This window comes from Guptibacillus hwajinpoensis (assembly GCF_001039475.1).
Classification (GTDB): domain Bacteria; phylum Bacillota; class Bacilli; order Bacillales; family Guptibacillaceae; genus Guptibacillus; species Guptibacillus hwajinpoensis.
In genome coordinates this window covers 1,248,730-1,272,864 of record NZ_LELK01000004.1, presented here as the reverse complement: position 1 = coordinate 1,272,864, position 24,135 = coordinate 1,248,730, and the positions used below count along the sequence as shown (strand labels likewise).

At 39.6% G+C, this 24,135-nt stretch carries 24 protein-coding genes; 5 read left to right on the top strand and 19 right to left on the bottom strand.

Annotated elements, in window-relative coordinates:
• Positions 1-277 precede the first annotated feature (277 nt).
• The 7 genes from pnpS to AB986_RS16330 all read right to left on the bottom strand — a co-directional run bounded on the left by pnpS (position 278) and on the right by AB986_RS16330 (position 7,326).
• Positions 278-1,696, bottom strand: a complete 1,419-nt coding sequence (gene pnpS / locus AB986_RS16360; protein WP_053216225.1) for a two-component system histidine kinase PnpS — start codon at positions 1,694-1,696, stop codon at positions 278-280.
• On the bottom strand, positions 1,696-2,412 hold the full coding sequence (locus tag AB986_RS16355) for a response regulator transcription factor (RefSeq protein WP_048312377.1): 717 nt from the start codon (positions 2,410-2,412) through the stop codon (positions 1,696-1,698). Before AB986_RS16355 ends, pnpS begins: the two co-directional genes overlap by 1 nt.
• Before the next feature lie 195 nt (positions 2,413-2,607).
• Positions 2,608-3,087: a MaoC family dehydratase gene (locus AB986_RS16350; RefSeq protein ID WP_048312376.1), complete on the bottom strand. Its 480-nt coding sequence runs from the start codon at positions 3,085-3,087 to the stop codon at positions 2,608-2,610.
• Positions 3,088-3,166: 79 nt separating this feature from the next.
• On the bottom strand, positions 3,167-4,105 hold the full coding sequence (gene mdh, locus AB986_RS16345; protein ID WP_048312375.1) for a malate dehydrogenase: 939 nt from the start codon (positions 4,103-4,105) through the stop codon (positions 3,167-3,169).
• A gap of 42 nt (positions 4,106-4,147) precedes the next feature.
• Positions 4,148-5,419, bottom strand: a complete 1,272-nt coding sequence (gene icd / locus AB986_RS16340; RefSeq protein ID WP_048312374.1) for an NADP-dependent isocitrate dehydrogenase — start codon at positions 5,417-5,419, stop codon at positions 4,148-4,150.
• Between the two features lie 75 nt (positions 5,420-5,494).
• Positions 5,495-6,610: a citrate synthase gene (gene citZ / locus AB986_RS16335; protein WP_048312373.1), complete on the bottom strand. Its 1,116-nt coding sequence runs from the start codon at positions 6,608-6,610 to the stop codon at positions 5,495-5,497.
• 254 nt (positions 6,611-6,864) lie between these two features.
• Positions 6,865-7,326, bottom strand: a complete 462-nt coding sequence (locus AB986_RS16330; RefSeq protein WP_048312947.1) for a DUF441 domain-containing protein — start codon at positions 7,324-7,326, stop codon at positions 6,865-6,867.
• Positions 7,327-7,473: 147 nt separating this feature from the next.
• Between AB986_RS16330 and ytvI the strand changes: the two genes are divergently transcribed.
• Positions 7,474-8,580: a sporulation integral membrane protein YtvI gene (gene ytvI, locus AB986_RS16325; RefSeq protein ID WP_048312372.1), complete on the top strand. Its 1,107-nt coding sequence runs from the start codon at positions 7,474-7,476 to the stop codon at positions 8,578-8,580.
• 67 nt (positions 8,581-8,647) lie between these two features.
• Here the strand turns inward: ytvI and AB986_RS16320 are convergent, their stop codons facing one another.
• The 11 genes from AB986_RS16320 to AB986_RS16270 all read right to left on the bottom strand — a co-directional run bounded on the left by AB986_RS16320 (position 8,648) and on the right by AB986_RS16270 (position 21,429).
• Positions 8,648-8,944 (bottom strand): putative quinol monooxygenase, encoded by a 297-nt coding sequence (locus AB986_RS16320; protein WP_048312371.1) that lies wholly within the window; start codon positions 8,942-8,944, stop codon positions 8,648-8,650.
• 25 nt (positions 8,945-8,969) lie between these two features.
• The gene (locus tag AB986_RS16315) at positions 8,970-9,605 is read right to left on the bottom strand and encodes a nitroreductase family protein (RefSeq protein ID WP_048312370.1); all 636 of its coding nucleotides are present in this window, start codon (positions 9,603-9,605) and stop codon (positions 8,970-8,972) included.
• Positions 9,606-9,633: 28 nt separating this feature from the next.
• Positions 9,634-10,068 (bottom strand): MarR family winged helix-turn-helix transcriptional regulator, encoded by a 435-nt coding sequence (locus tag AB986_RS16310; RefSeq protein WP_048312369.1) that lies wholly within the window; start codon positions 10,066-10,068, stop codon positions 9,634-9,636.
• Positions 10,069-10,508: 440 nt separating this feature from the next.
• On the bottom strand, positions 10,509-10,901 hold the full coding sequence (locus AB986_RS16305; RefSeq protein WP_048312368.1) for an FxsA family protein: 393 nt from the start codon (positions 10,899-10,901) through the stop codon (positions 10,509-10,511).
• A gap of 183 nt (positions 10,902-11,084) precedes the next feature.
• Entirely contained in the window at positions 11,085-12,839 is a 1,755-nt protein-coding gene (gene pyk, locus AB986_RS16300) for a pyruvate kinase (RefSeq protein WP_048312366.1), read from the bottom strand.
• 124 nt (positions 12,840-12,963) lie between these two features.
• Positions 12,964-13,923, bottom strand: a complete 960-nt coding sequence (gene pfkA / locus AB986_RS16295; RefSeq protein WP_048312364.1) for a 6-phosphofructokinase — start codon at positions 13,921-13,923, stop codon at positions 12,964-12,966.
• 115 nt (positions 13,924-14,038) lie between these two features.
• On the bottom strand, positions 14,039-15,016 hold the full coding sequence (gene accA / locus AB986_RS16290) for an acetyl-CoA carboxylase carboxyl transferase subunit alpha (protein WP_048312362.1): 978 nt from the start codon (positions 15,014-15,016) through the stop codon (positions 14,039-14,041).
• Positions 15,016-15,873, bottom strand: coding sequence for an acetyl-CoA carboxylase, carboxyltransferase subunit beta (accD, locus tag AB986_RS16285; protein ID WP_048312361.1), 858 nt, complete (start codon positions 15,871-15,873; stop codon positions 15,016-15,018). Before accD ends, accA begins: the two co-directional genes overlap by 1 nt.
• Positions 15,874-15,909: 36 nt before the next feature.
• The gene (locus AB986_RS16280) at positions 15,910-16,557 is read right to left on the bottom strand and encodes a FadR/GntR family transcriptional regulator (RefSeq protein ID WP_048312360.1); all 648 of its coding nucleotides are present in this window, start codon (positions 16,555-16,557) and stop codon (positions 15,910-15,912) included.
• Between the two features lie 137 nt (positions 16,558-16,694).
• Positions 16,695-17,933, bottom strand: coding sequence for an NADP-dependent malic enzyme (ystJ, locus tag AB986_RS16275; protein WP_407921928.1), 1,239 nt, complete (start codon positions 17,931-17,933; stop codon positions 16,695-16,697).
• A 130-nt stretch (positions 17,934-18,063) separates the two neighbouring features.
• Positions 18,064-21,429, bottom strand: coding sequence for a DNA polymerase III subunit alpha (locus AB986_RS16270; protein ID WP_048312946.1), 3,366 nt, complete (start codon positions 21,427-21,429; stop codon positions 18,064-18,066).
• Between the two features lie 177 nt (positions 21,430-21,606).
• Between AB986_RS16270 and AB986_RS16265 the strand changes: the two genes are divergently transcribed.
• From AB986_RS16265 to AB986_RS16255, 3 genes are all read left to right on the top strand, one after another.
• Positions 21,607-21,942, top strand: a complete 336-nt coding sequence (locus AB986_RS16265) for a YtrH family sporulation protein (RefSeq protein ID WP_048312358.1) — start codon at positions 21,607-21,609, stop codon at positions 21,940-21,942.
• Entirely contained in the window at positions 21,939-22,445 is a 507-nt protein-coding gene (gene ytrI, locus AB986_RS16260) for a sporulation membrane protein YtrI (protein ID WP_048312356.1), read from the top strand. Before AB986_RS16265 ends, ytrI begins: the two co-directional genes overlap by 4 nt.
• A 95-nt stretch (positions 22,446-22,540) precedes the next feature.
• The gene (locus AB986_RS16255) at positions 22,541-22,732 is read left to right on the top strand and encodes a YtzJ family protein (RefSeq protein ID WP_048312354.1); all 192 of its coding nucleotides are present in this window, start codon (positions 22,541-22,543) and stop codon (positions 22,730-22,732) included.
• 58 nt (positions 22,733-22,790) lie between these two features.
• Here AB986_RS16255 and AB986_RS16250 read toward each other — a convergent pair whose 3' ends face one another.
• The gene (locus AB986_RS16250) at positions 22,791-23,726 is read right to left on the bottom strand and encodes a DHH family phosphoesterase (RefSeq protein ID WP_048312352.1); all 936 of its coding nucleotides are present in this window, start codon (positions 23,724-23,726) and stop codon (positions 22,791-22,793) included.
• A gap of 108 nt (positions 23,727-23,834) precedes the next feature.
• Here AB986_RS16250 and AB986_RS16245 point away from each other — a divergent pair, with 108 nt between their 5' ends.
• Complete coding sequence (locus AB986_RS16245; RefSeq protein WP_048312350.1) at positions 23,835-24,134, top strand: YtpI family protein; 300 nt, start codon at positions 23,835-23,837, stop codon at positions 24,132-24,134.
• Position 24,135 lies beyond the last annotated feature (1 nt).

Below are 24,135 nucleotides of genomic sequence, written 5' to 3'. Positions count from 1 at the left end.
GAAAAACAAGCGACAGCTTATAAATACCGTAAACAAAAAAATGTATTCTTAGTACGTACAATAAATTCGTATACCATAGGCTATATTAATGCATTGTTGACTTTTGGCTCATTCGAGTGAAATTGAAGTTTCACTCGAATGAGCCATCGAGAAATAAAAAAGGAGACGAGATAAACTCGTCTCAAAAATTTGCTCTCGTCATGATGAAGGGGTCAATTGTTACTATACAGAAATAGTTTAAAGGGCATATAAACAAAGTGTAAAGAAAACGTAAAGATTAAAATTTACGTTTCTTTAATAGCGAAATGCGAAATGTCGTTCCCTTTCCTGGTTCACTATCCACTTGAATCTTTCCGTTATGTGCCTCAATAAGGTGCTTAACAATCGCAAGACCAAGTCCTGTACCACCTGAATTTCTGCTTCTTGCCCGATCAACACGATAGAACCGTTCAAATATTCGAGGGATTTCCTGTTTCCTTATCCCTATGCCGTTATCGGATATGTTGAACTCAACGGTTTCGTTTGTTTCTTTAACCGAAATATCAACTTTTCCGTTCTCTTGAGTATAAGTAAGGCTATTTGCAATTAAGTTAAGAAAAACCTGTTTTAATCGGTTAGTATCTCCTTTAACACTAACATAACCTTCATACTCGACGGATATTTCTATGTTCTTCTCGTCTGCCTTGCTCTTAGTCATCAGCAGACAATCATCTATGATTTCTTGTAAATCTACGTCTTGCCAGCTTAGTGAAAAATGCTTTTGTTCCATTTTTGATAAATCTAACAAATCTTGAATGAGACTTTGAAGTCGGTCACTTTCATTGAGGATAATTGTTAGAAACCTAGTGCGAAATGCTTTGTTTTCCATCGCGCCATCTAATAATGTTTCAGCAAATCCTTTTAATGAAGTAACTGGTGTTTTCAATTCATGAGAAACATTCGCAACAAAATCTTTACGCATTTGTTCAAGTTTTTTCAGTTCAGTAATATCGTGAAAAACAAGCACAACGCCTTTTAATTTATCATCATGATCTAGAATTGGCGCACCCGAAACATCAAAATGACGAATTTCGATTCCTACTTGAAGCTCAACTTGTTTCCTTACTGTTTTCTCTACCAAAAGCGTTTCCTCTACAAGACGTATAATCTCACGATACGGAATTGCATTATAGTAGAGAGAATCAATATATTCTTTAGAGTCAATCCCAAACGTTTCTTTATAGAAACGATTCACAAGGTTAATAAAACCTTTTGTATCAATTAGGATTAACCCACTGTCCATGTTTTCAATTAACGTCATTAATCGATTTTGCTGCATTTCATATGAGCTTGTCATATTTTGCAAATTGCGAGCTAAAATGTTGAGAGCATGACTTAATTGTCCTGTCTCATCTAGCTTATACTCGTAAGTCCTTGCCTGAAAATTTCCAGAAGCAAGTTCATTTGCAACTTTAAGCGCACCTTCAAGTGGCTTTGTTAGCTGGTTGGAGATGCTCAGGCTTATATAGATAATGACGAAAAAGGCCGTTGCAAACGAGCTAATTAATATAAGCCACATATTCGTTAAAGCTTCTTGACTCGCATCCTCGAACAGGATTCCCTCAAATAGATTTCCAAGAAAGACAATCATGATTATAAAAACAATAAAGAGGATTACAAACTGCGCATTAAGAAACCGCGAGCGAAACTTTTTCATTAAATTGAAGGCTCCTCTAACTTATAACCAAGTCCTCGAATCGTCTTAATATATTCAGGTTTACGAGTGTTTTGTTCAATCTTCTCCCGTAGATGACTAACATGAACATCAACAATTCTTGTATCACCAACAAAATCATAATCCCAAACTGCACTTAGAAGCTGCTCTCTAGTCAGAACACGTCCTTTGTGACGAACAAGGTATACCAACAATTCAAACTCTTTTGGTGTAACTTCCATTATTTTTCCTTGGAAAAATGCTTCATAGTTATTTGGGTAAACTGCTAACTGCCCAACTTGAATTTTCTCTTCTTCTTGCATTTCAGAAGCTGTTTTGGATTCTTCTAGCTGCTTCACTCGCCTTAGTATGGCTTTCACTCGAGCAACTACTTCTCTTGGACTAAAGGGTTTGGTCATATAATCATCAGCCCCAAGTTCGAGACCGAGTACCTTGTCAAATTCGTCGTCCTTCGCGGTAAGCATAAGAACAGGTGTGTGAATATGCCGTTGTCTTAATTCTTTACATACTTCTAATCCATCCATTTCAGGTAGCATAAGATCAAGAATGATACATTTAGGATTTTCAGCAGTAACAACTTCAAGAGCTTCAGCCCCATTTTCAGCTGTAACAACCTCATAACCTGCCTGTTCAAGATTAAATTGAAGCAATGTCAAGATTGATAGTTCATCATCGACAACTAGAATTTTTTGACTCATTGTAAAGTCCCCCTAACGAATTTCCCCATTCATCAATGCCGATACCGTAGATCAGGCATGTTCTATTATTTTTGCCTGATTACACTCATCATACTATTATTTTTGATAAGGCAAAAGAAGAACTTACAGCAAACCCGTTTATTAAGCGCTTACTATCATAAAAACATACATAAAAAGAGCCTACGGAGTAGGCTCTTAAAAATTATCAAAGGATGTTGTTTTAGTTAATGGCTTTACAGGATATGGAGGACACACTGTGAACTCGCCTTCAAGAACTGAATGCCCCGTTTCATTTGTACCGTTCACACGAATAAGAACTTCATGAGCTTCTTTTGAAACATCAATTACCTCAAACTGGTAGTGTACCGTCTCATAGTGATAAACCGGATTGTTATATGTCACATCACTCTTTTTAATACTACTACCAGGGCCGGGTAGGTATTTAGAAATCGCGCCAGTTACGATGGCAAGAAGCATAATCTGTGGAACAATTGGTTTTTTGAATGGTGTCATAGATGCATAATCATGTTGAATAAATAGAGGATTGTTATCATTAGAAAGCCCTAGAAATAACAGTAAATCACGATCTTCTATTTTCTCTGTTACTTCAAGTTTTTCTCCTACAGAAATCTCTTCAATCATCCGACCTATTTTACGTTTTTTGCCTAAAATCATAGCTACTCCCCCTTCTCATAAAGAAAGCGCTTTCTGTTTTTGTGTAAAAAGAGATCCGGCTTGCACCGGACCTACTTATTTAGCTTAATACAGTCATCACTTTACGAACAGAATCAGCTGACTTATCTAGTTCTTTCTTCTCATCATCAGTTAGATCTAATTCGATAATATCTTCAATCCCACTTCCACCAAGGATCGTCGGAACGCCAAGGTAGAGTCCGTTATAGCCGTACTCTCCCTCGAGATAGGCGATGGTAGGAAGAACACGACGCTGGTCTTTTAAGATTGCTTCAGCCATTTCAACGAGAGAAGCGGCTGGCGCATAGTACGCACTACCATTTCCTAATAGACCCACTATTTCTCCTCCGCCTTTACGCGTACGTTCTACAATTTCTCCAAGGCGTTCTTCAGAAATGAGGCTTTGAAGAGGAATACCACCAGCGAACGAATAGCGTACAAGAGGTACCATATCATCACCATGGCCTCCAAGAACGAAACCAGTAATATCTTTAACTGATAAGTTAAGTTCTTCAGCAATGAACGAACGGAATCGTGCAGAATCGAGGATTCCTGATTGACCAATAACACGGTTTTTAGGAAGACCAGATTCTTTGTAAACTGTGTAGGTCATCGCATCAACCGGATTTGTTAGGACAACAATGATAGTATCAGGAGAATACCTCACAATTTCCTTCGTTACGCTTTTCATAATCTTAGCATTAGTATTAACCAGATCATCTCGGCTCATTCCAGGTTTTCTAGCGATACCTGCAGTAATTACAACAATGTCTGAATTAGCTGTATCCTCATAGTTTGAAGTACCTGTAATTTTAGAATCAAATCCTTGTACAGGGCTCGCTTCAAACATATCTAGTGCCTTTCCCTTTGTGGGACCTTCCTGATTTGGAATGTCTACAAGAACGACATCAGCAAGCTCTTTTTGAGCTAGTAAAAAAGCTGTTGTTGCTCCAGTAAAACCAGCACCAATAACGGAAACTTTTTTGCGTTTCATTGTCATTTGTAAGCCACTCCTTTAATCCAGTTCTTAATGGTATCGCTCTTATTCCATGTTGTTGATGAGTTCATCACCAAACTCTGAAGTTTTAACTTCTGTTGCTCCATCCATTAGACGAGCGAAGTCATACGTTACAACCTTATTAGCGATTGTTTTCTCCATTGAATCCAGAACAAGCTTCGCTGCTTCTCCCCATCCAATATGTTCAAGCATTAGAACACCTGAAAGAATAACAGATGAAGGGTTTACTTTATCAAGTCCTGCATATTTCGGAGCAGTACCATGAGTCGCTTCGAAAATAGCATGTCCAGTTTCATAGTTAATATTTGCTCCAGGCGCAATACCGATTCCGCCAACCTGTGCTGCAAGAGCATCAGAAACATAATCACCGTTCAAGTTCATTGTTGCTACTACATCGAATTCAGCTGGACGAGTAAGGATCTGTTGCAAGAAGATATCCGCAATGGAATCTTTCACGATTAACTTGCCTTCTCCTTCTGCTTTCGACTGTGCTTCGTTAGCAGCATCCTTACCTTTTTCTTCAACAATACGGTCATACTCTGCCCAAGTAAACACCTTATCACCGAATTCTTGCTCAGCAACTTCATAGCCCCAGTTTTTAAATGCACCCTCTGTAAATTTCATAATATTCCCTTTATGAACGAGCGTTACATTTTTACGGCCTTCATCAAGTGCATATTGAATTGCTGCACGAACAAGACGTTTTGTTCCTTCTTCAGATACAGGCTTAATACCGATTCCTGAAGTTTCAGGGAAACGAATATTCTTAGAACCCATCTCATCTTGTAGGAAAGAGATGATTTTCTTAACTTCATCAGTTCCTTTTTGGAATTCGATTCCAGCATAAATGTCTTCAGTATTTTCGCGGAAGATAACCATATCCGTATCTTCAGGGCGTTTTACTGGTGAAGGAACTCCTTTAAAGTAACGCACTGGACGAAGACATGTAAACAAATCTAATTCCTGACGAAGGGCAACATTAAGAGAACGAATGCCTCCCCCTACTGGAGTTGTTAGAGGTCCTTTAATCGCAATTATGTATTCTCGAATTGCATCAAGAGTATCACCTGGTAGCCATTCACCTGTTTTATCAAATGCTTTTTGACCAGCGTATACTTCTTTCCACACAATTTTCTTCTTACCGCCGTATGCTTTATCTACTGCACCTTCAAGAACTTTAGAAGCTGCTGCCCAAATATCAGGGCCAGTGCCGTCGCCTTCAATAAATGGAATGATTGCATGATCTGGAACGTTTAGTACCCCATTATTTACGGTAATCTTCTCTCCATTAGCCATTATTAATTCCTCCTACTGAATTTACTTTATCTTTTTTGAAAAAAGGGAAGATGATGTCTTCCCTATTGATTTCTTCTATCGATTTTCCACACTAACATAAGTTTGGTTCGTTGAGCCGACATACTCGGCACGTGGACGAATTAAGCGATTATTGCTGTACTGTTCAAGAATATGTCCAATCCATCCTGATACACGGCTTACCGCAAATAATGGTGTAAACAAGTCATGATCGATGCCAAGGCTATGATAAACAGAAGCTGAATAGAAATCTACGTTTGGTGGAAGTCCCTTTTCATTCGTGACGACTTCTTCCATTTTAGTAGACATCTCGTACCACTTTGTTTCACCAGTAAGATCAGTTAGTTTACGAGACATTTCTCTTAAATGTTTCGCACGAGGATCTCCGGTTTTGTAGACACGGTGTCCAAAGCCCATAATCTTTTCTTTATTTTCGAAAGCGTTCTGTAAGTAAGGTTCTACATTGTCTACGCTATCAATTTCACTTAGCATAGCCATTACGCGCTCGTTAGCACCTCCATGAAGTGGACCTTTAAGTGCTCCGATAGCAGCTGTTACACCAGAATACATATCTGAGAGCGTAGCCACACATACGCGAGCAGTAAACGTTGACGCATTTAACTCATGATCTGCATGAAGGACAAGAGCCTTATTAATGGCTGTTACAGCTACATCTTCAGGAATTTCTCCTGTTAGCGTATACAAAAAGTTAGCAGCAAAGCTTAGATCTTTCTTTGGCTCAACGGGATCTTTTCCTTCACGAACACGTGAAAAAGCTGTTACAACTGTAGGGATTTTCGCTTGTAAACGAATTGCCTTACGATAGTTTGCTTCTTCACTCATATCGTCAGCTTCTTCGTCATAGAGTGCAAGTGTAGACACAGCTGTGCGAAGAGCAGCCATTGGATGCACTTTATCAATAGGATAAGCTTTCATTTGATCTACAATCTCTTTAGGGATTGTCGCATTAACTGCGAGCTCTGCAGTGAACTGATCAAGTTCTGTCTTATTTGGAAGTTTATCATTCCATAATAAATAAATTACTTCTTCAAAACTAGCATTCGTAGCGAGGTCATCGATGTTGTACCCTCTATATGTTAAGACGTCGTTTACGATGGAACTAATCGATGATGTTGTTGCAACTACGCCTTCTAAACCGCGAGTAGTCGTCATACGTTCCCCTCTCCTTTTCCATATTATTGGCTCTAGTATTTTCTAAAAATTCTGCTTTGATAACGCTTTTAAAACGCTCCAAAAAAATAAGAACCTATGTACAAAGATGGTGCGTCAATTCTCATTATAAACAATTCTCTGATATTTGTGAATGAATATGCATGATTTCGTCCATTCCTTTTTTTCTCAGGTTGTCTAATTATGCTCTACCATGAAGAGTGCTATAGCGCTAAAACACTTGTCTGAACGGTTGTTCAGGTAAAAAGTTCGACAACTTTCATAGCCATGTAAGCAATACCAGCACCAATAAGCGGCCCAACAGCTATTCCTTGGAAAACAGCTACAGCAAAGATCGTGCCGAACACAAGTGCAGTAGTGATATGAGGATCATTTTGCAGTAGGACAATTCCTTTTGAAGCGATGACTGCAACAAAAATTCCAGATGCCATCGCAATCCAAGCATATGAGGACTTTACAGCTTCGCCAAGTTGCTTGAAACCGATCTCACCTGTTGCAATTGGGACAAGAACTGCAATCGTAATAATTGTAACTCCCCAGGAAATGCCTTTTGATTGAATGATTGGGAATATCCTGTCACTAAGTCCAAAGACTTTTACTACAAGTAGAAAAGCAACTGCAATAATAAGCGTACTATTCTTTGCAATCATTGCGATAACAAGCAAAATGAGCAGGAATATAAAGGACTGAGAAAAAATGGTCATATTGTTCCCTCTTTCACATTAACAGAACTACTTTAGCATAACAAACTTTTACAAATTAAGCACGAAAACAGCAAACATACGATTGATTGTATGGAATCACGAGGTGTAATATATAGGAAAAGCTACAGAAGGAGGTTTCCGATGAACTGGAAATACGTACATAGATTTCTACGTTTCTTATTAGTGGTTGCTCTCATTATTCTTACCTTGATCGCCTTTTATTATATCTGGCACCTAGCATTTCCGTTCGTCATAGCACTTTTCCTTGCATTCCTAATAAATCCGATGGTAGATCTTCTAGAAAGAAGGGGGAAAATCCCGAGGCCACTTTCTGTTGCAATAGCTATTCTATTCCTAATTGGAGTTCTTGCAGCGTTCATTGCACTTCTCGTAAACGAAATCGTACAGGGTATCGTATATATCGCGAACGTACTGCCTGGAAACTTTCAAGAGATTGTTTTATTCGTTGAGAATTTGTTCGTTTCACATGTTTTACCGCTTTATAATCAACTTGAAGACCTCTTTAAAGATTTAAACAAAGACCAACAAACAACTGTTATGGATAACATTCAATCGATCGGCACGACGGTAACTGCAACCGTTACAAACATTCTTCAATCTCTCGTAGAAGGAATTCGTTCATTAATTCTGAGTTTGCCTACAATTTTAACAGTACTTGTTTTTTCGATGCTCGCTACCTTTTTCATTAGTAAGGACTGGTATAAATTCATAAACTGGGTCAAGAAGAAAGTATCTACAAACGTTCAGAAAAGCATTGGAACGGTTTATGTCGATCTGAGGAGAGCACTGTTCGGGTTTCTTAAAGCTCAACTGACGCTAATCTCTATGACAGCAGTTATCGTTCTTGTTGGTTTACTAATACTAAGAGTAGATTATGCAATCACGATTGCGATTATCATTGGGTTTGTTGATCTACTACCTTACCTTGGAACTGGGGCAATTTTTGTTCCATGGATGATTTATTCATTCCTTACAGGAAATTATGGGTTAACCATCGGTCTTTCGATTCTATACGGTGTTGTGGTTATTCAACGTCAAGTAATGGAGCCAAAGGTACTTTCCTCTAACATTGGCCTGGATCCTCTCGCTACGTTAATCGCTTTATTTGTGGGGTTTCAGGTGCTAGGTTTTCTTGGCTTAATAATCGGCCCTGTTTTACTCGTTGTGGTTAAAACCCTATACCAAGCTAATGTATTTAAAGACACTTGGCGTTATATTATGGGATAGTTCAAGTAATGCTTTATAAAAAGAAAAGCTTGCAGGGGAATTCACCTGCAAGCTTTTTGAATTGATGTTATCTTTTTACTTCATGACCTTCGTAGCTATTCACTTCTAGAGGGGCAACCAAATATTCAGGTGCTTTCTGCACGAAAGCTTTGAAGTGCTCGCTTTGACCATGCTCTTCTACTGCATCAAGGCTCTCCCAAATTTCTACCATAGTGTAGGCATTATCTTGCTCTACATCTTTCATAAGAGTGTAAGAAATGTTACCTTTTTCTTTTCTAGATTCCTCAATAAGAGTGCGAACCTCTTCAAGAAATGCTTGCTCTTTATCTACGTTAATTTGTAGTCCTGCATGTGTAATAATCATCGTTTAATTCCCCTTTTCTAAAGTTTTATTTCCATTCAGTAATCGATTCAACTGGTAAACGAACGGATTGATAACCCGTATCTGCAGCTTTACCGATCGAAATTAACATAACTGGATAATAGCGATCTTTGTCCATACCATATGCTTCAGCGATTTGATCTTTTTCGTACCCACCAATTGGATTTGTATCATAACCATGTGCACGTGCTGCAAGCATCAGCTGCATCGAAACCAAACCACCATCAATAACATTCATTTCTCTAAATTGCTCAGTTGACAAGGTTCCCAATAAGCCTTTAATAGATGGAAGCTGTCGATCTCGCACTTCTGCAGGCATATACCCTTTTTGCACAGCAGTATCGTAGATTTCATCTGCATAGTCCAAACTATTCATGTCAACAAATACAGCGATCATTGCTGAAGACGTTTCTACCTGAGTCTGATTAAATTTAGCAAGTGGTGCTAATGTAGCTTTCCCTTCTTCGCTATCAATAACCACAAAACGCCAAGGCTGAAGATTTACCGAAGATGGAGCAAGAGTAGCTTCTGTTAATATTTCCGTCATTTCTTGTTTGCTAATCTTCACTGATGGATCATAGTTGCGGATCGAACGTCTTCCAGTAATAATTTCATTAAAGTCGTTGATTCTTGTTGCATTCATTCTTATAATCTCCTTCTAGAAGTTCTAGTTAATATTGAATGTCTTTCACATTCTTTTGAATACGAGTAAGCATATTTGATAGTGAAGTTTGTTCTTCTTCACTAAAGTCCTTTAATACCTTTGTGATGAACTGCTCTTTCTCTAACCGATAAGATACAATCCGTTCACGACCTTCTTCAGTTAAGCTTACAAACGTAAACCGATTATCATTGGGGTTCTTTCGACGAGCCACCATCCCTTTCCCCTCAAGTTGCTTTAAGTGTCTTGTCACAGCGGCAGAATCAATGTTCACTTCTTTCTGCAATGCCGACTGACTAGTTTCGTCCACTTCAAACAGCTTGTGCAGAAGATCTAAGCGAGACTGACTGATACCAGTGCATCGTTCGAATTTAGGACTCATTTGCTTAAATATCTCATTCAACTGGTATATTATCTTACCTTCGTCTGAACATCGATTGGACAAAAAACATTCCTCCTTAAATCAATTGACGGGTCAATAGTTGACTCATCAATTAATATAATACAAATTTGAAATACGTTCAACTAATACGACTTACACTTTAATTAAGTCTACTAATAAATGAATGGAGCTTGAATTTTCATTCAAGCTCCATAGAGATTTAAAGTACATTATTAATGTGGTATTCAATATTTATCTTTCGTTTATTTCTTAGAGATTCTTGTTCTTGACGATAAAACATTATCGCTATAAAAGTAGTTGTTGATTTCCGCTCCAGGTGCTCGCTTTCCGCGGGGCGGGCGGTGAGCCTCCACGTCGCTAACGCTCCTGCGGGGTCTCACCTGTCCCGCTAGTCCCGCAGGAGTCGAGCACCTTCCGCTCCAATCAACTTTGATGTGCAATTACTTTCATTCAAAACCCCAATCGAAAATATCCTAATATCCTTATCTTCTAATAAACATAAACTGTCCATTTTTCATTTTGCGTTCAATGAATGTCAACATCCAGCGTTTGAATGGCTTTCTAGTTGCTGGAATAAGAAGTAAGAAACCTACTGCATCTGTAATAAAACCGGGAGTTAGTAGCACAACACCACCGATCAGGATACATAACCCATCAAGAATCGCATCACCCGGCATCTGACCGGTTTGCATTTGACGATTCACTTTCTGAATAGCTTCCGATCCTTCTCTTCGAGCAAGCCAGGCTCCAAGCACTCCGGTGCTAATAATGAGTAGAACCGTTGGAAGAAGACCAAGCGTTCTTCCTGATAAAAGCAAAAGGGCAATCTCTAGAGCTGGTACAATTATAATAAACAGTAATAATATTCGAAACATATGAAAGCTCCCTCAATCATAATCGGGTACTCTTCCCGTTACCTCTATTATACGCGATATTTACTTCTTTTCGAACCAACACGCATTATGTAATCATCAATCGACTTATCATTTCATAGATCTATTCGTTTCTGTAAGATAAAAGGCTGTCGATTAATCGACAGCCTTTTAAATAACTCTATTTTATAAAATACTTGTTTTGCCGTTATAAACAATGCCTGTTGTAGCATCTAGAGTAACTTGCTGACCTTCTTCAAAGAGAGTTGTTGCATTTTCAAGGCCAACAATAACTGGAAGTCCAAGGCTTAATCCAACAACAGCTGCATGGCAAGTAAGACCGCCTTCTTCTGTAATAAGTCCAGCTGCTTTCTCGAGTGCAGGAACCATATCTTTGTCAGAAGCGATTGTTACAAGAATCGTATCTGCGTCAGCTTTTTCAATTGCTTCTTCAGCTGTTCTTGCGATGGCAATCTTTCCAGAAGTCGATGTTCTACCGATTCCCTGTGCTTTTGCAAGAATGTCACCAATGACATGTACTTTCATCAAGTTCGTTGTACCTGATTCTCCAACCGGTACTCCCGCTGTAATAACAACCGTATCACCGTGGTTTACAATACCAGATTGAATAGAAGCATCAACAGCTACTTCAAGCATTTCATCTGTTGTTGCGACTTTATGGCCTTCTTGAGCATGTACACCCCATACAAGAGCAAGCTTGCGGCATACGCTAGCTGTATTCGTTACAGCAACAATTGGTGCTTTAGGGCGATATTTAGAGATCATACGAGCTGTATGACCGCTTTCTGTAGCAGTAATGATTGCTGGTACATTCAAGTTATAAGCTGTATGAGCAACAGATTCACTAATTGCATTTGTCGTGTTTGTCTCAGTTTCCTTACTTCTTACAGAAAGAAGTTCACGGAAGTTAAGTGATTTTTCAGTGTATGAAGCAATGTTATGCATCGTTTGCACTGCTTCAACTGGATAAGAACCAGCTGCTGTTTCACCAGATAGCATAATTGCATCTGTCCCATCCAGAATAGCGTTTGCTACGTCACTTGCTTCAGCACGTGTTGGACGCGGGTTACGTTGCATAGAATCAAGCATCTGTGTTGCTGTGATAACAGGTTTACCAAGAGCGTTACATTTCTTAATAAGCTGCTTCTGTACAAGAGGCACTTCTTCAGCTGGAATTTCAACCCCAAGGTCACCACGAGCTACCATCAATCCGTCAGAAATTTCAAGGATTGAGTCAATGTTATCTACACCTTCACGGTTTTCGATTTTAGGAATGATCTGAATGTCAGTTGCTTTATGCTTTTCTAGAAGTTTACGGATATCAAGAACGTCAGAAACACGACGTACGAAAGATGCTGCAATGAAATCAACACCCTGTTCAATACCGAATTCAATATCAGCTGCATCTTTATCAGTAATACCAGGAAGGTTTACGCTAACGTTTGGTACGTTAACACCTTTTTTATTCTTTAATGTACCGTTGTTAAGCACTTCAGTATAAAGTTCATTCTTCCCTACTTCTTTAACTTCAAGCTCAATCAAGCCGTCGTCTAGTAGAATCTTAGATCCTACATGTACATCATTTACAAGATCAGGATAAGTTACTGAAATCTTTTCAGTTGTACCAAGTACTTCTTCCATTGAAACAATTAGCTGCTGACCTGCTACAAGGTCAATGCCGCCGTTTTCCATTGTGTTAGTACGAATTTCTGGTCCTTTTGTATCAAGAAGAATTGCTACGTTCTTGCCTAGCTTTTCTGCTACAGAACGGATCGTCTTAATACGTGCACCATGTTCTTCAAAATCACCGTGTGAGAAATTAAGACGTGCAACATTCATACCTGCTTGAATTAATTTTTCTAGTGTTTGTGCATCCTCACTTGCTGGTCCTATCGTACAGACGATTTTCGATTTACGCATGGGCCTGTCTCCTCCTAAAAGCTATTCTTCGCTTAGTTTTCATCAATAGATGACTGTTATACAATATAAATTAAGACATTACGATACACCCCTTACTCGAAGGGGTGAACCAACGTTCTAACTATTAAATAGATAATTCTCTCGCTAGCTGACACATTTTCTGATTCACTTCATGTGGCAGTGCGAGTGCTTCGTTAATATCAAGGTCAACAATTTCATTCTTTTGAATGCCAACCGTTCTACCTTCCGCACCTTCGAGAAGCAGTTCTACTGCACGTGCGCCAAGACGACTTGCAAGTACGCGGTCAGATGCAGTTGGAGAACCACCACGTTGAACGTGACCAAGCACAGTTACTCGGGTCTCCATATTCATTTCTTCTTGAATTTGTTTACCAATTTCAACTCCGCTTCCAACACCTTCTGCAACGACAATGATGCTGTGTCGCTTACCACGGTCATGTCCTCGCTTCAATCGGCTCAAGATGTCAGCCATTTCGAACTTTTCCTCAGGAATTAGGATCGATTCTGCACCGTCAGCTAGTCCTGACCATAGCGCAATGTCACCTGCATCGCGACCCATAACTTCAATCACATATGTACGCTCATGAGAGGTCGCAGTGTCACGAATTTTATCAATAGCTTGAATAACAGTGTTAAGAGCTGTATCAAAGCCAATTGTAAAATCAGTTCCTGGAATGTCATTGTCGATTGTACCTGGAATCCCGATCGTTGGGAAGCCGTGTCCAGTTAGTTTCTGAGCTCCACGGTATGAACCGTCCCCTCCAATAACAACAAGTCCTTCAATTCCGAACTTTTTCAGATTCTCTACACCTTTTAATTGTCCTTCAAGCGTCTTAAACTCAGGACAACGAGCAGAATAGAGCATTGTTCCGCCACGGTGAATTATATCAGCTACAGAACCTATTTCCATTTTCTTTATATTTCCATTCATCAACCCAGTGTACCCGTGGTAGATGCCATATACTTCAATATCATGGTAAATCGCCTTACGAACAACAGCACGGATGGCTGCATTCATTCCCGGTGAGTCTCCTCCGCTGGTTAAAACACCAATACGCTTCATACCTGTTCACCTCATTAATTCTTTGTGTTACTAAAATATCAAATACAACCGTTTAATACAATAGCTAAGCTAGCTCGTAAAAAAGTGCTTTCTCTTTTTTGAGAAAGCACTTTCCTTATTTTAAGCCAATGGTATCGGTTACAAACGTATATTGTCCAATATTTCTGTATTTTTCATAGCGATGCAGAACAAGCTCATCTTTGGTAAGTTGTGTCAATTCTTCAAGCGATTTGGAAAGTGCCTGTTGGATCGACTTGGCTTGCTCTTCTACATTACGATGTGCCCCACCTTTTACTTCTGGTATGATCTCATCGATCACATTAAGCTCTTTCAAATCAGGCGCTGTGATCTTCATCGTATCGGCAGCTTGCTGTGCAAGTCCTGAATCTTTCCAAAGAAGCGCCGCAGCTCCTTCTGGAGATATAACAGAGTACCAAGAATTCTCAAGCATGTGAACGTGATTCCCTACACCAATAGCTAGAGCCCCTCCACTTGCACCTTCACCTATAACCATGCAGATAATCGGTACAGTTAATCCAGCCATTTCTATCAGGTTTCTAGCAATCGCTTCACTTTGCCCTCTTTCTTCTGCTGCTTTACCAGGGAATGCCCCTTTTGTATCTAACAAGAATACAACTGGACGATTGAATTTCTCCGCCTGTTTCATCAGGCGAAGCGCTTTACGATATCCTTCTGGATGAGGCATACCAAAATTTCTTCGTAAATTTTCCTTCGTGTCTTTACCTCTTTGATGACCTATTACCGTCACAGGCTTTCCTTCAAACGTTGCAATACCTCCAACTATCGCTTCATCATCACCGAAAAGACGATCACCGTGTAACTCAAGAAAGTCTTGAAAAATACGGTCAATGTAGTCATAAGTAGTCGGGCGTTCTGGATGACGAGCAAGTTGCACACGGTTCCAAGCTGTGAGGTTCTCATATATTTCTTCTTCCATTTTGGAAAGTCTTTTCTGTAAACGTGAAACCTCATCAGTTAGATCAACGTTTTTCTCTTCCATAAAGGAATTAAGTTCAGCAATTTTGTCTTCAAGCTCTTGAAGTGGTCGTTCAAAATCAAGGCGTTGTGCCATTATTTCTCACCCCTATTTCCATGAATCATTAATACTTTACAAAGCGTCTTCTTCATATCAGCACGGTGGATGACGCGATCAAGCTGTCCGTGATGCAAGAGGAATTCTGCTGTTTGAAAATCCTCTGGAAGGTCTTCACGTATTGTTTGCTCAATAATACGTCTACCTGCAAATCCGATTAATGCCTTTGGTTCTGCAAAATTAAAATCACCCACTGAAGCAAAACTAGCAGAAACTCCACCTGTTGTTGGATGTGTCATGATTGAAATGAACAGTCCTCCACGGTCGCTGAACCGCTTTAGGGCAACGCTTGATTTCGCCATTTGCATAAGGCTCAAGACACCTTCCTGCATACGTGCACCACCTGACGCAGTGAAGATAATGAAAGGTATCTTCTCTTTATCAGCGTGTTCAATTGCTCTCGTGATTTTCTCACCAACTACTGACCCCATACTCCCCATACGAAAACGAGAATCCATAACAGCGATTGCTGTTCGATATCCATCGATCGTTCCTTCACCTGTCACAACAGCTTCATTAAGAGAAGATTTCTTTTGATCTTTCTCGAGACGTTCGACGTAGTCTGGAAAAGAAAGGGGGTTCTCAGAAATCATATCAGCATCCAGTTCCTTAAACGATCCCTCATCAAGCGTATTCTTTAACCGTTCTGGAGCAGACATTTGGTGATGATACCCACACTTCACACATACTTTATGTGATTTTTCGAGTTCCTTCGTATAAATAATACTTTTGCAGCTAGGACATTTCGTCATAATGCCTTCCGGAACATCCTGTTTTATTTTATCGGAGGGAACCGTCGCATACTTTTTCTTTTTATTGAATAAATCCTTTAACAATGTTGACCATCCCTTTCACCATTTAAATCATGTTGTTTATTCATCCGTTCTTTTCATTTCATACTTGTCTAATAGTCGTATGGCTTTCTCCTGGTCTTTAATAGAAAGTGCTTCAATGAGTTGCTTATAATAAATAGATGGACGAAATGTTAGATGATGCCAGATTGTCTGGTGATAATCTGCAAGCTCGCTCCATAATCTCATTAATAAATAGTTTCCGGTGGATGAAACAATGATTCGAAAGAAAGCTGTATCAAATTCAGTAGAGAAGATCTCCCCTTCTGAAGAGTTGTCCTTATGTTCCATCATAGTTCTTAATCGCAAAAGATATTCATCTGATATTCGTTCACAAGCTACTCTAAGAATGTCTTTTTCGATTAGCTTTCTAGTTTCTAGTAGATCTTCTCTAGACTTCGTGTCTTTAAGAATAAAAGAAGCGATAACTTCAACTAATCGATGATCTTTTGCATTTGCTATAAATGTACCTTCGCCTCGTCTCGTTTCAATGAGACCAAGCATCTCCATCGATCTTAATGCTTCTCTGACAGAAGATCTCCCGGCATTTAAGCGTTCAGAAAGCTCCCTTTCTGAAGGGAGCTTATCACCTGTCTGCAAACCATCATTGTAAATAATCGCTTTAATCTTCTGAAGGATATCCTGATAAACTTTTCTCTGGGTTGTCATAGAAAATCAACACCCTTTCCTATCCCTAACCAATCATTCGCCATCTTTGTTCCAAACAGATCTTTCATTCGTCTTTTACAAAGTAACTCTGTACTTGAACCGCAAGAAAAAAGTGAGAAAGTCAAACTCTTCCCCACTTACTCGTTATCTTCTTCAATAATAGCAAGAGAACGCGTTTTTTCTTTAACAGCTTCAGGGTCTACGTTTATACGTGCTACTCCAGTCTCCATTGCTGCCTTTGCTACGCTCGCTGCGACAGCAGGTGCTACTCGTGGATCAAATGGAGCAGGGATTACATAATCTGAATTGAGGTCTTCTTCTGCAACTAAGTCAGCGATAGCATGAACAGCAGCAACCTTCATATCTTCATTAATATGTGTTGCACGAACATCTAGCGCACCTCTGAATATACCTGGGAATGCAAGAACATTGTTTATTTGGTTTGGAAAGTCCGAACGTCCTGTTCCAATGACTCTAGCACCCGCTTCTCGTGCATCATCAGGCATAATTTCTGGATTAGGATTGGCCATGGCGAAAATAATCGGTTCTACATTCATTGATTGGACCATTTCTTTCGTTAATGCTCCTTCAACAGAAACACCAATAAACACGTCCATATCAGCAATCACTTCTTTTAACGAGCCCTCTGCTTTATCGCGATTCGTATATTTTGCTACTTCAGCCTTCACGTCATTCATTCCGTATGAACGACCTTCATAGATAGCACCTTTTGAATCACACATGATAATGTCCTTGACACCAAAACGATTCAGTAGTTTGATAATGGCAATTCCAGCTGCTCCAGCCCCGTTAATAACAACCTTTATTTCACTCATTTTTTTATCAGATAATTTAAGTGCATTCACAAGACCAGCAACGGTCACGATCGCCGTACCGTGTTGATCATCATGAAAGATTGGTATATTTGTTTCTTTTTTGAGACGTTCCTCAATGACAAAACAATTTGGTGCAGCAATGTCTTCAAGGTTAATCCCACCAAAAGTAGGTTCCATCAACTTAACGGTTTGAACAATTTGATCTACATCAGTTGTATTTAAGCAGATCGGAAATGCATCTACACCCGCAAAACTTTTGAAAAGTACCGCTTTCCCTTCCATTACTGGAAGTGCTGCCTCTGGACCAATATTTCCAAGCCCAAGAACTGCTGTCCCGTCGGACACAACTGCCACCATGTTGCCTTTCATTGTATATTCATAAACTTTATTCTTGTCATCATAAATTTCTTTACATGGCTCAGCAACTCCCGGTGAATAAGCAAGGCTCAAATCTGTTGCATTTCGAACTGGTACTTTAGACTTTGATTCTAGCTTTCCCTGTCTCACGCGATGAATATGTAGAGCTTCTTCTCTTGTAATGGACAATAAACCCACTCTCCTTTTTTCAGAAGCATTATTAGATTATGATATTTTCCCTAGCACATTTGGGCAGTGGTCAGACCACTCTATTTTCACCATTATAACAAATCATCATTTGCTGTAAAGATTTTCATGACGTCTTTTTTACAACATTTGCTTCACCTAGTAACTCTCTTAACTTTGTTAAGGACGGAGAATCAGCGTTAACAAGCCACTCTTTGCCTAGCTTAACGGTTTTTTGTGTCTCGCTATAATAGATTACGACAGGTGTATCACCAGGGCTTTCCTTAAGTACTTGTTTAACCTTATTCAGAATACCTTTATCGTGGTGTTCCTGCTCTATTTTCAGAAAAAGCGTTTTTTTCGTTATCTTTGGTGATATGTCTTTTAATTTCATAGCCCTTGAAACAATAATATTGGTTTGATCATTTCTTTTTTGAGACAAACCATCAACATATACGAACTCGCCTTTTTCTAATACGCTTGACGTTTTCTCCCAAACATCAGGGAACACAACGCCTTCCATTTCTTCTGTTTCATCTTCAAACGTAACGAATGCCATCATTTGTCCTTTTTTCGTACGGATACTTCTCGCTTTCTTTACCTGAGCTGCAATTCGTAATGGTTCACGATCTGAAGTCTTATGAGCATCCACAATGACGGTTCGTTGGTATCCTTTAAGGTTCTCTAAATAAGGGTCGATCGGATGTGCTGTTAAATAGAATCCAATGGCTTCTTGCTCAAAGGCAAGCATTTCCTTTTCTTCAAAAGGAGGAACACTTTCATAGGCAGGTTCAACTTCTCGATCAAGAAAAAATCCTGCTTGTTCGCTTTGCTCAGCACCGTAGTTCATTGCCCCTTCAAGAGATGCAAGCATAGACGATCGGCTCACGTTAAATTCATCCATGCATCCGGCAAATATCATAGATTCTAACGCTCGCTTATTGACAATCTTTAATGAAATTCTTGCACACAATTCAAATAAGCTTTTGTAGGAAGATTCACTGCGTTTAGCAATAACTTCTTGAATCGCATTTCTACCAACATTTTTGATGGGTAGCAATCCAAAACGCAGACCATCTTCTTCAACCGTAAAAGTCTCGAAACTTTGATTGATAGATGGTGGAAGAATGGTAATGCCCTTTTGTCTAGATTCAGTTAAATAGACCGACAATTTGTCCTGGTTTCCAATCGCTGAAGTTAAAAGACTGGAGAAGAAGTAGCGTGAATAGTTAGCTTTTAAATACGCTAGTTGATATGCAATAACACTATAAGCAACGGCGTGACTTCTATTAAATCCATAATCAGCAAAACGCACAATATACTCATAGACTTTTAGAGCTGTTTCACTAGGATATCCTTTTGCTATACACCCATTTACGAAGTGCTCTCTTTCTGATTCGAGTACCTCTCGCTTTTTCTTTGAAACTGCGCGTCGTAAAAGATCTGCTTCTCCAAGTGAAAATCCTGCTAGTTTTGAAGCAATTTGCATAATTTGTTCTTGATAGACAATGACACCGTATGTTGATTTCAAAATCGGCTTAAGGTCAGGGTGAAGGTAATCGACAGCTCTCTCTCCGTGTTTTCCTGAAATAAATAACGGAATATTTTCCATTGGACCAGGGCGATAGAGCGCATTCACTGCTACGATGTCTTCAAATTCTGTCGGTTTCAATCTACGTAATACTTGACGCATGCCGTCTGATTCTAGTTGAAAAACACCTGTAGTATCCCCCTGTTGAAGAATTTGAAATGTTGCTTCATCATCCATCGGTAGATCTGAGAGAGTTGGGCGCTCTCCGCTTTGCCCTTCGATATCATTCAATATGCCTTCGATTAATGTTAAATTTCTTAGTCCAAGAAAATCCATTTTGAGTAGCCCAATTTCTTCAAGATCGTTCATCGGAAATTGCGTCAGACTTATCTCATGCCCACCGAGTAAGGGGACATGCTGTGTCAGTGGCTCAGCAGAAATCACAACTCCAGCTGCGTGAGTAGATGTATGACGTGGCAATCCTTCAATTGTGCTAGCAATGTCAAAAACTCGTTTTCCGTCTGAAGATGAAGAAAGAAGATTTTCAAGATCTTTTGACTCTTTTAAAGCCTGTTGAAGCGTCATGCCAGGTCTTGAAGGGATCGCTTTAGACATTGTATCAAGAACTTTGTTATCTACTTCTAATACCCGTCCTACATCACGGATTGCCGCCTTCGCTGCAAGTGTTCCGAATGTTACAATTTGCGCGACCCGATTGTTACCGTATTTCTTATGAACATACTCGATCACTTCATCCCGTCTTACGTCTGGAAAATCAATATCGATATCAGGCATTGTTACACGTTCAGGGTTTAAAAATCGCTCAAATAATAGGTTATGCTCAATTGGATCCACGTTCGTTATGTTCAGTAAGTATGCAACAAGTGAACCAGCCGCAGAACCTCTTCCAGGGCCAGTAATCATGTGGTTGTCATGTGCATACTTCATAAAATCCCATACAATTAAAAAGTAATCGTTAAATCCCATTTCATTTATAATGGAGAGCTCATAATTCAATCGTTCTATAATTTGTGTTGTAGAGTTTTCATATCGAGACGAAAGGTTCTCTCGGCATATCTTTTCAAGATACTCAAACGCAGTTAAGTCACCTGGAACAGGGTAAACTGGCAAATGAGTGTCCCCAAACGGCAGCTCCAACTTACATTGCTCGGCAATATGTACTGTATTTTCTAGCGCTGCTTCGTATCCTTTAAAGCGACTGTTCATGTCATCTATTGATGTTAAATAATATTCGTGATTAGGAAGGGCCACCTTACTTTTCTCTTCATAGCGCTGCCCTGCATCTATGCATCTTAAACAATCGTGTGCTTCACCATCTGATTTACTTATATAATGAACGGCATTTGTAGCTGTCAGGGGAATTGTCGTCTCAGCTGCAAATTTAGAAATCAGGTGGTTCAGCTGTCTTTCTTCTCGCAAGGCATGATCCTGCATTTCTAAATAGAACCCTTGTGAGAAAGCGTTTTGATAGCGAGTTGCAAGTTGTAGAGCAGCCGCTTCTTCTCCATGGAGTAGCTGCTGTCCAATTCTACTATCTACAGTTCCTGACATTGCAATTAGACCATCAGTTAAATTCAACAGCTCTGCTTCGTTTATGTATGGCGTTCGACCTTCCGCATGCTGCATAAGTGTACTTATTTTCAATAAATTCTCGTATCCTTCACTATTTTGAGCAAGCAACACAAGGTTATCATAATTCCTTTCTTGCAGATATAAACCACTATCGCCAGCTCCAACACGTACATCAAGGCCAATTATAGGCTTAATCCCATGCTCTTTACACGCTTTATAGAAAGGAATCGTTCCAAACATCGTTCCTTTATCTGTTAAGGCAAGTGACTGGTATCCCTTCTCTTTCGCAGACCTAACAAGAGATTCAATTCGACTTGGGCTGTCGAGAAGGCTATATTCACTGTAGACACGAAGATGCACAAATTCCATAACTAATCCCACTTTCGCTTTGCTATTACTTTCTATTATAAATACTTGATGCATCCCGAACAAACATTATCAAGCATAACTGGCTCTCCTTTTCGCATAGGCTTTACTAGATACGTAAACTTGTCTAATTAAAAGGTTATGTACTACAAGTATAACAATCAGAAAGAAGGAATCATAATGGAGAGAGTAACACTCGTCACTCTAATTATTGCTTTTTTCGTAGCGTTCGGTGTTATCGTCGGCGGATCTATTATTGGTGGCATCGGCGCTTTCCTCTCTGGTGAACCGCCGCTACATTGGATTTACATTGTTGCTCAGCGTTTGAAAATCTGGGCAATTGCCGCAGCCATAGGGGGAACTTTTGATACGATAAACAATATGGAAAGAAGCTTTCTGAGTGGTTCTCCAGATGAAATCATGCGCCAGTTCCTATGGATCTTCTGCGCTTTAGGTGGTGCACAGGCAGGGATGGAAGTCATCAATTGGTTAACTCAGGAACGCTCATCTTTATGAGAGTACCACCTATTTATTCAAGAAAAGGCTGGCAAAGATTCCTCGCAGGGTTTTCAGTAGGCGTAATCTTCGGTTGGCTATTCTTTCTAATGCTGTTCGGAATCATGTACGAAAAACAGATTACCTCCATCAAAGAACACAAAATCGAGATTTATGACCTTAAAACCCAAAACAAGACGTTATTGGATGATATGAAAAGCTATGATAACCAAGATATTGAAAAAACCCTTCTCGTAAAGAATATCCACGTCACATTTGAGAAGGATGAGGATCTTCCCTTAAACTCATTAACACGTCATGAACTTAAAAAAGATGTTCAAACTGAACTAAATGATTTATTAAATAAGGACCTTGGTTCCGTTGCTAGAACTAGAAGCTTTGTTATTAAGTCACTTGAGAATAAGACGCTCACCATCGATAACATTAAATACGGCTTCGAAGTGAGGGAATTTATTCTATGGACAACAGTTGAAGTTGTACTCACTATAAACCTTGTTCAATAAAAAGTCGCAATTTATCGTGAATATTTGTCAGACAAGTCGCAATTTTCGCCCGTGTAGTATATGATAAGAGTACCGTAAAAATTGGAGGTGGCACGATGGTTATAGATCGCAAGCAACTTGCTAGAACCAAAGTTGCTGATTTGCAGAATGGGCGATCCGCTTACGCTGAGACGCGTGAAATGACAGCTCTAATTAAGAAAGAATTGCAGTCACTTAACATCGACGTGCATGAGGACGTGACAAGCTTTGGCTCCTGGTTCATTCCCAAAACTCAGGATCAACCTTAACTAGAAAAGACCGACTATCTCACTACGGAGATGCCGGTCTTTTGTTATTGTTATGAAGTTAGGAAAGACATGCTTCTTCAAGATCAGCCAATACACGATCCGCTTCTTCCCACGTGTAAACCGTAGCACCAGCAGCCCTTGGATGACCACCACCGTTGTAGTTTGCTGCAATAGTGTTTACAACCGGACCCTTAGAGCGAAGACGGACCCGTATTTGATCGGCTTCTTCAATGAAAAACACCCATGCTTTTAAACCAGCTACATTTGAGAATGAGTTAACGAGCTGAGAGGACTCGCTTGCAGTAACTCCAAATGATGCGATGGTTTCTTTCGTAATTTTAATCCACCCTGCCCCATTCTCAGAGGTTTCAAAGTTCTGTAATACATGACCATTTAATCGAGCAATATGCTTTTCCGTTTTGTATAATTCATTGTATAAAGAATCTGTATCGACTCCAAATTCCAAAAGTTCACCAGCATACTGGAATGTGCGCTGTGTTGTATTAGAAAACATGAAGCGACCAGTGTCTCCTACAATGCCAGCGTAAAGGAGAAATGCTCCTTTGTCCGATAGCTTGTACCCCCGCTCTCTTGCAGTAACATACAAGTCTACAATCATCTCACTCACCGAACTTGAATTTGTATCAACCCAGAGTAGATCACCGTATGGGTCCTCATTTGGATGATGATCAATCTTAATCAATAGCTTTCCATTACGATAGCGATCGTCACTAATTCGAGGTTGATTGGCTGTGTCACAGACGATAACAAGCGCACTTTCATATTCTTCATTTGCAACTTCATCCATACGATTTAAAAACAGTAGCGATGGTTCTTCTTCACCTACGATAAATACCCTCTTCTCAGGAAAAGTGGTTTGAATGAGCTCAGCAAGACCGCCCTGTGAACCTAGAGCATCAGGGTCTGGTCGAACATGTCGATGAATAATAATTGTTTCGTGTTCTTCAATTGCAGCTAATATTTGTTCTTTCATCAAACTTCTCCTTTCGGTTGCCTTCCGAATTGTTCTACTTCCGCCATAGATTTTCACGTTTAAGTTCTATACAATAGAAGTGAAACTGTTATCTGGAGGAAAGCTACCATGCCGATCTTTATCATTTTAATTGTCTTTTCAATCGTTTTCTATTTATTTTACCGAGTAAAATCTTTTAGAACCAACGGTGTAGCGACAAAGCAATGGCTTAGCTCGAAAGCAAGCATTGCGCTTGGACTATTCCTTATTTTTTTTGCTATCAATTCATTTACCGTATATATCTCGACAGTCACTTATATCGTTGGTGCTGCATTTATCATACTTGGTGTAGCTAACGTCGTCGTTGGGTATAAGAAATATCGCCACTATCTTCCTTTTGCTATCGAAGAAGCAAATAGCATGAAGTAGC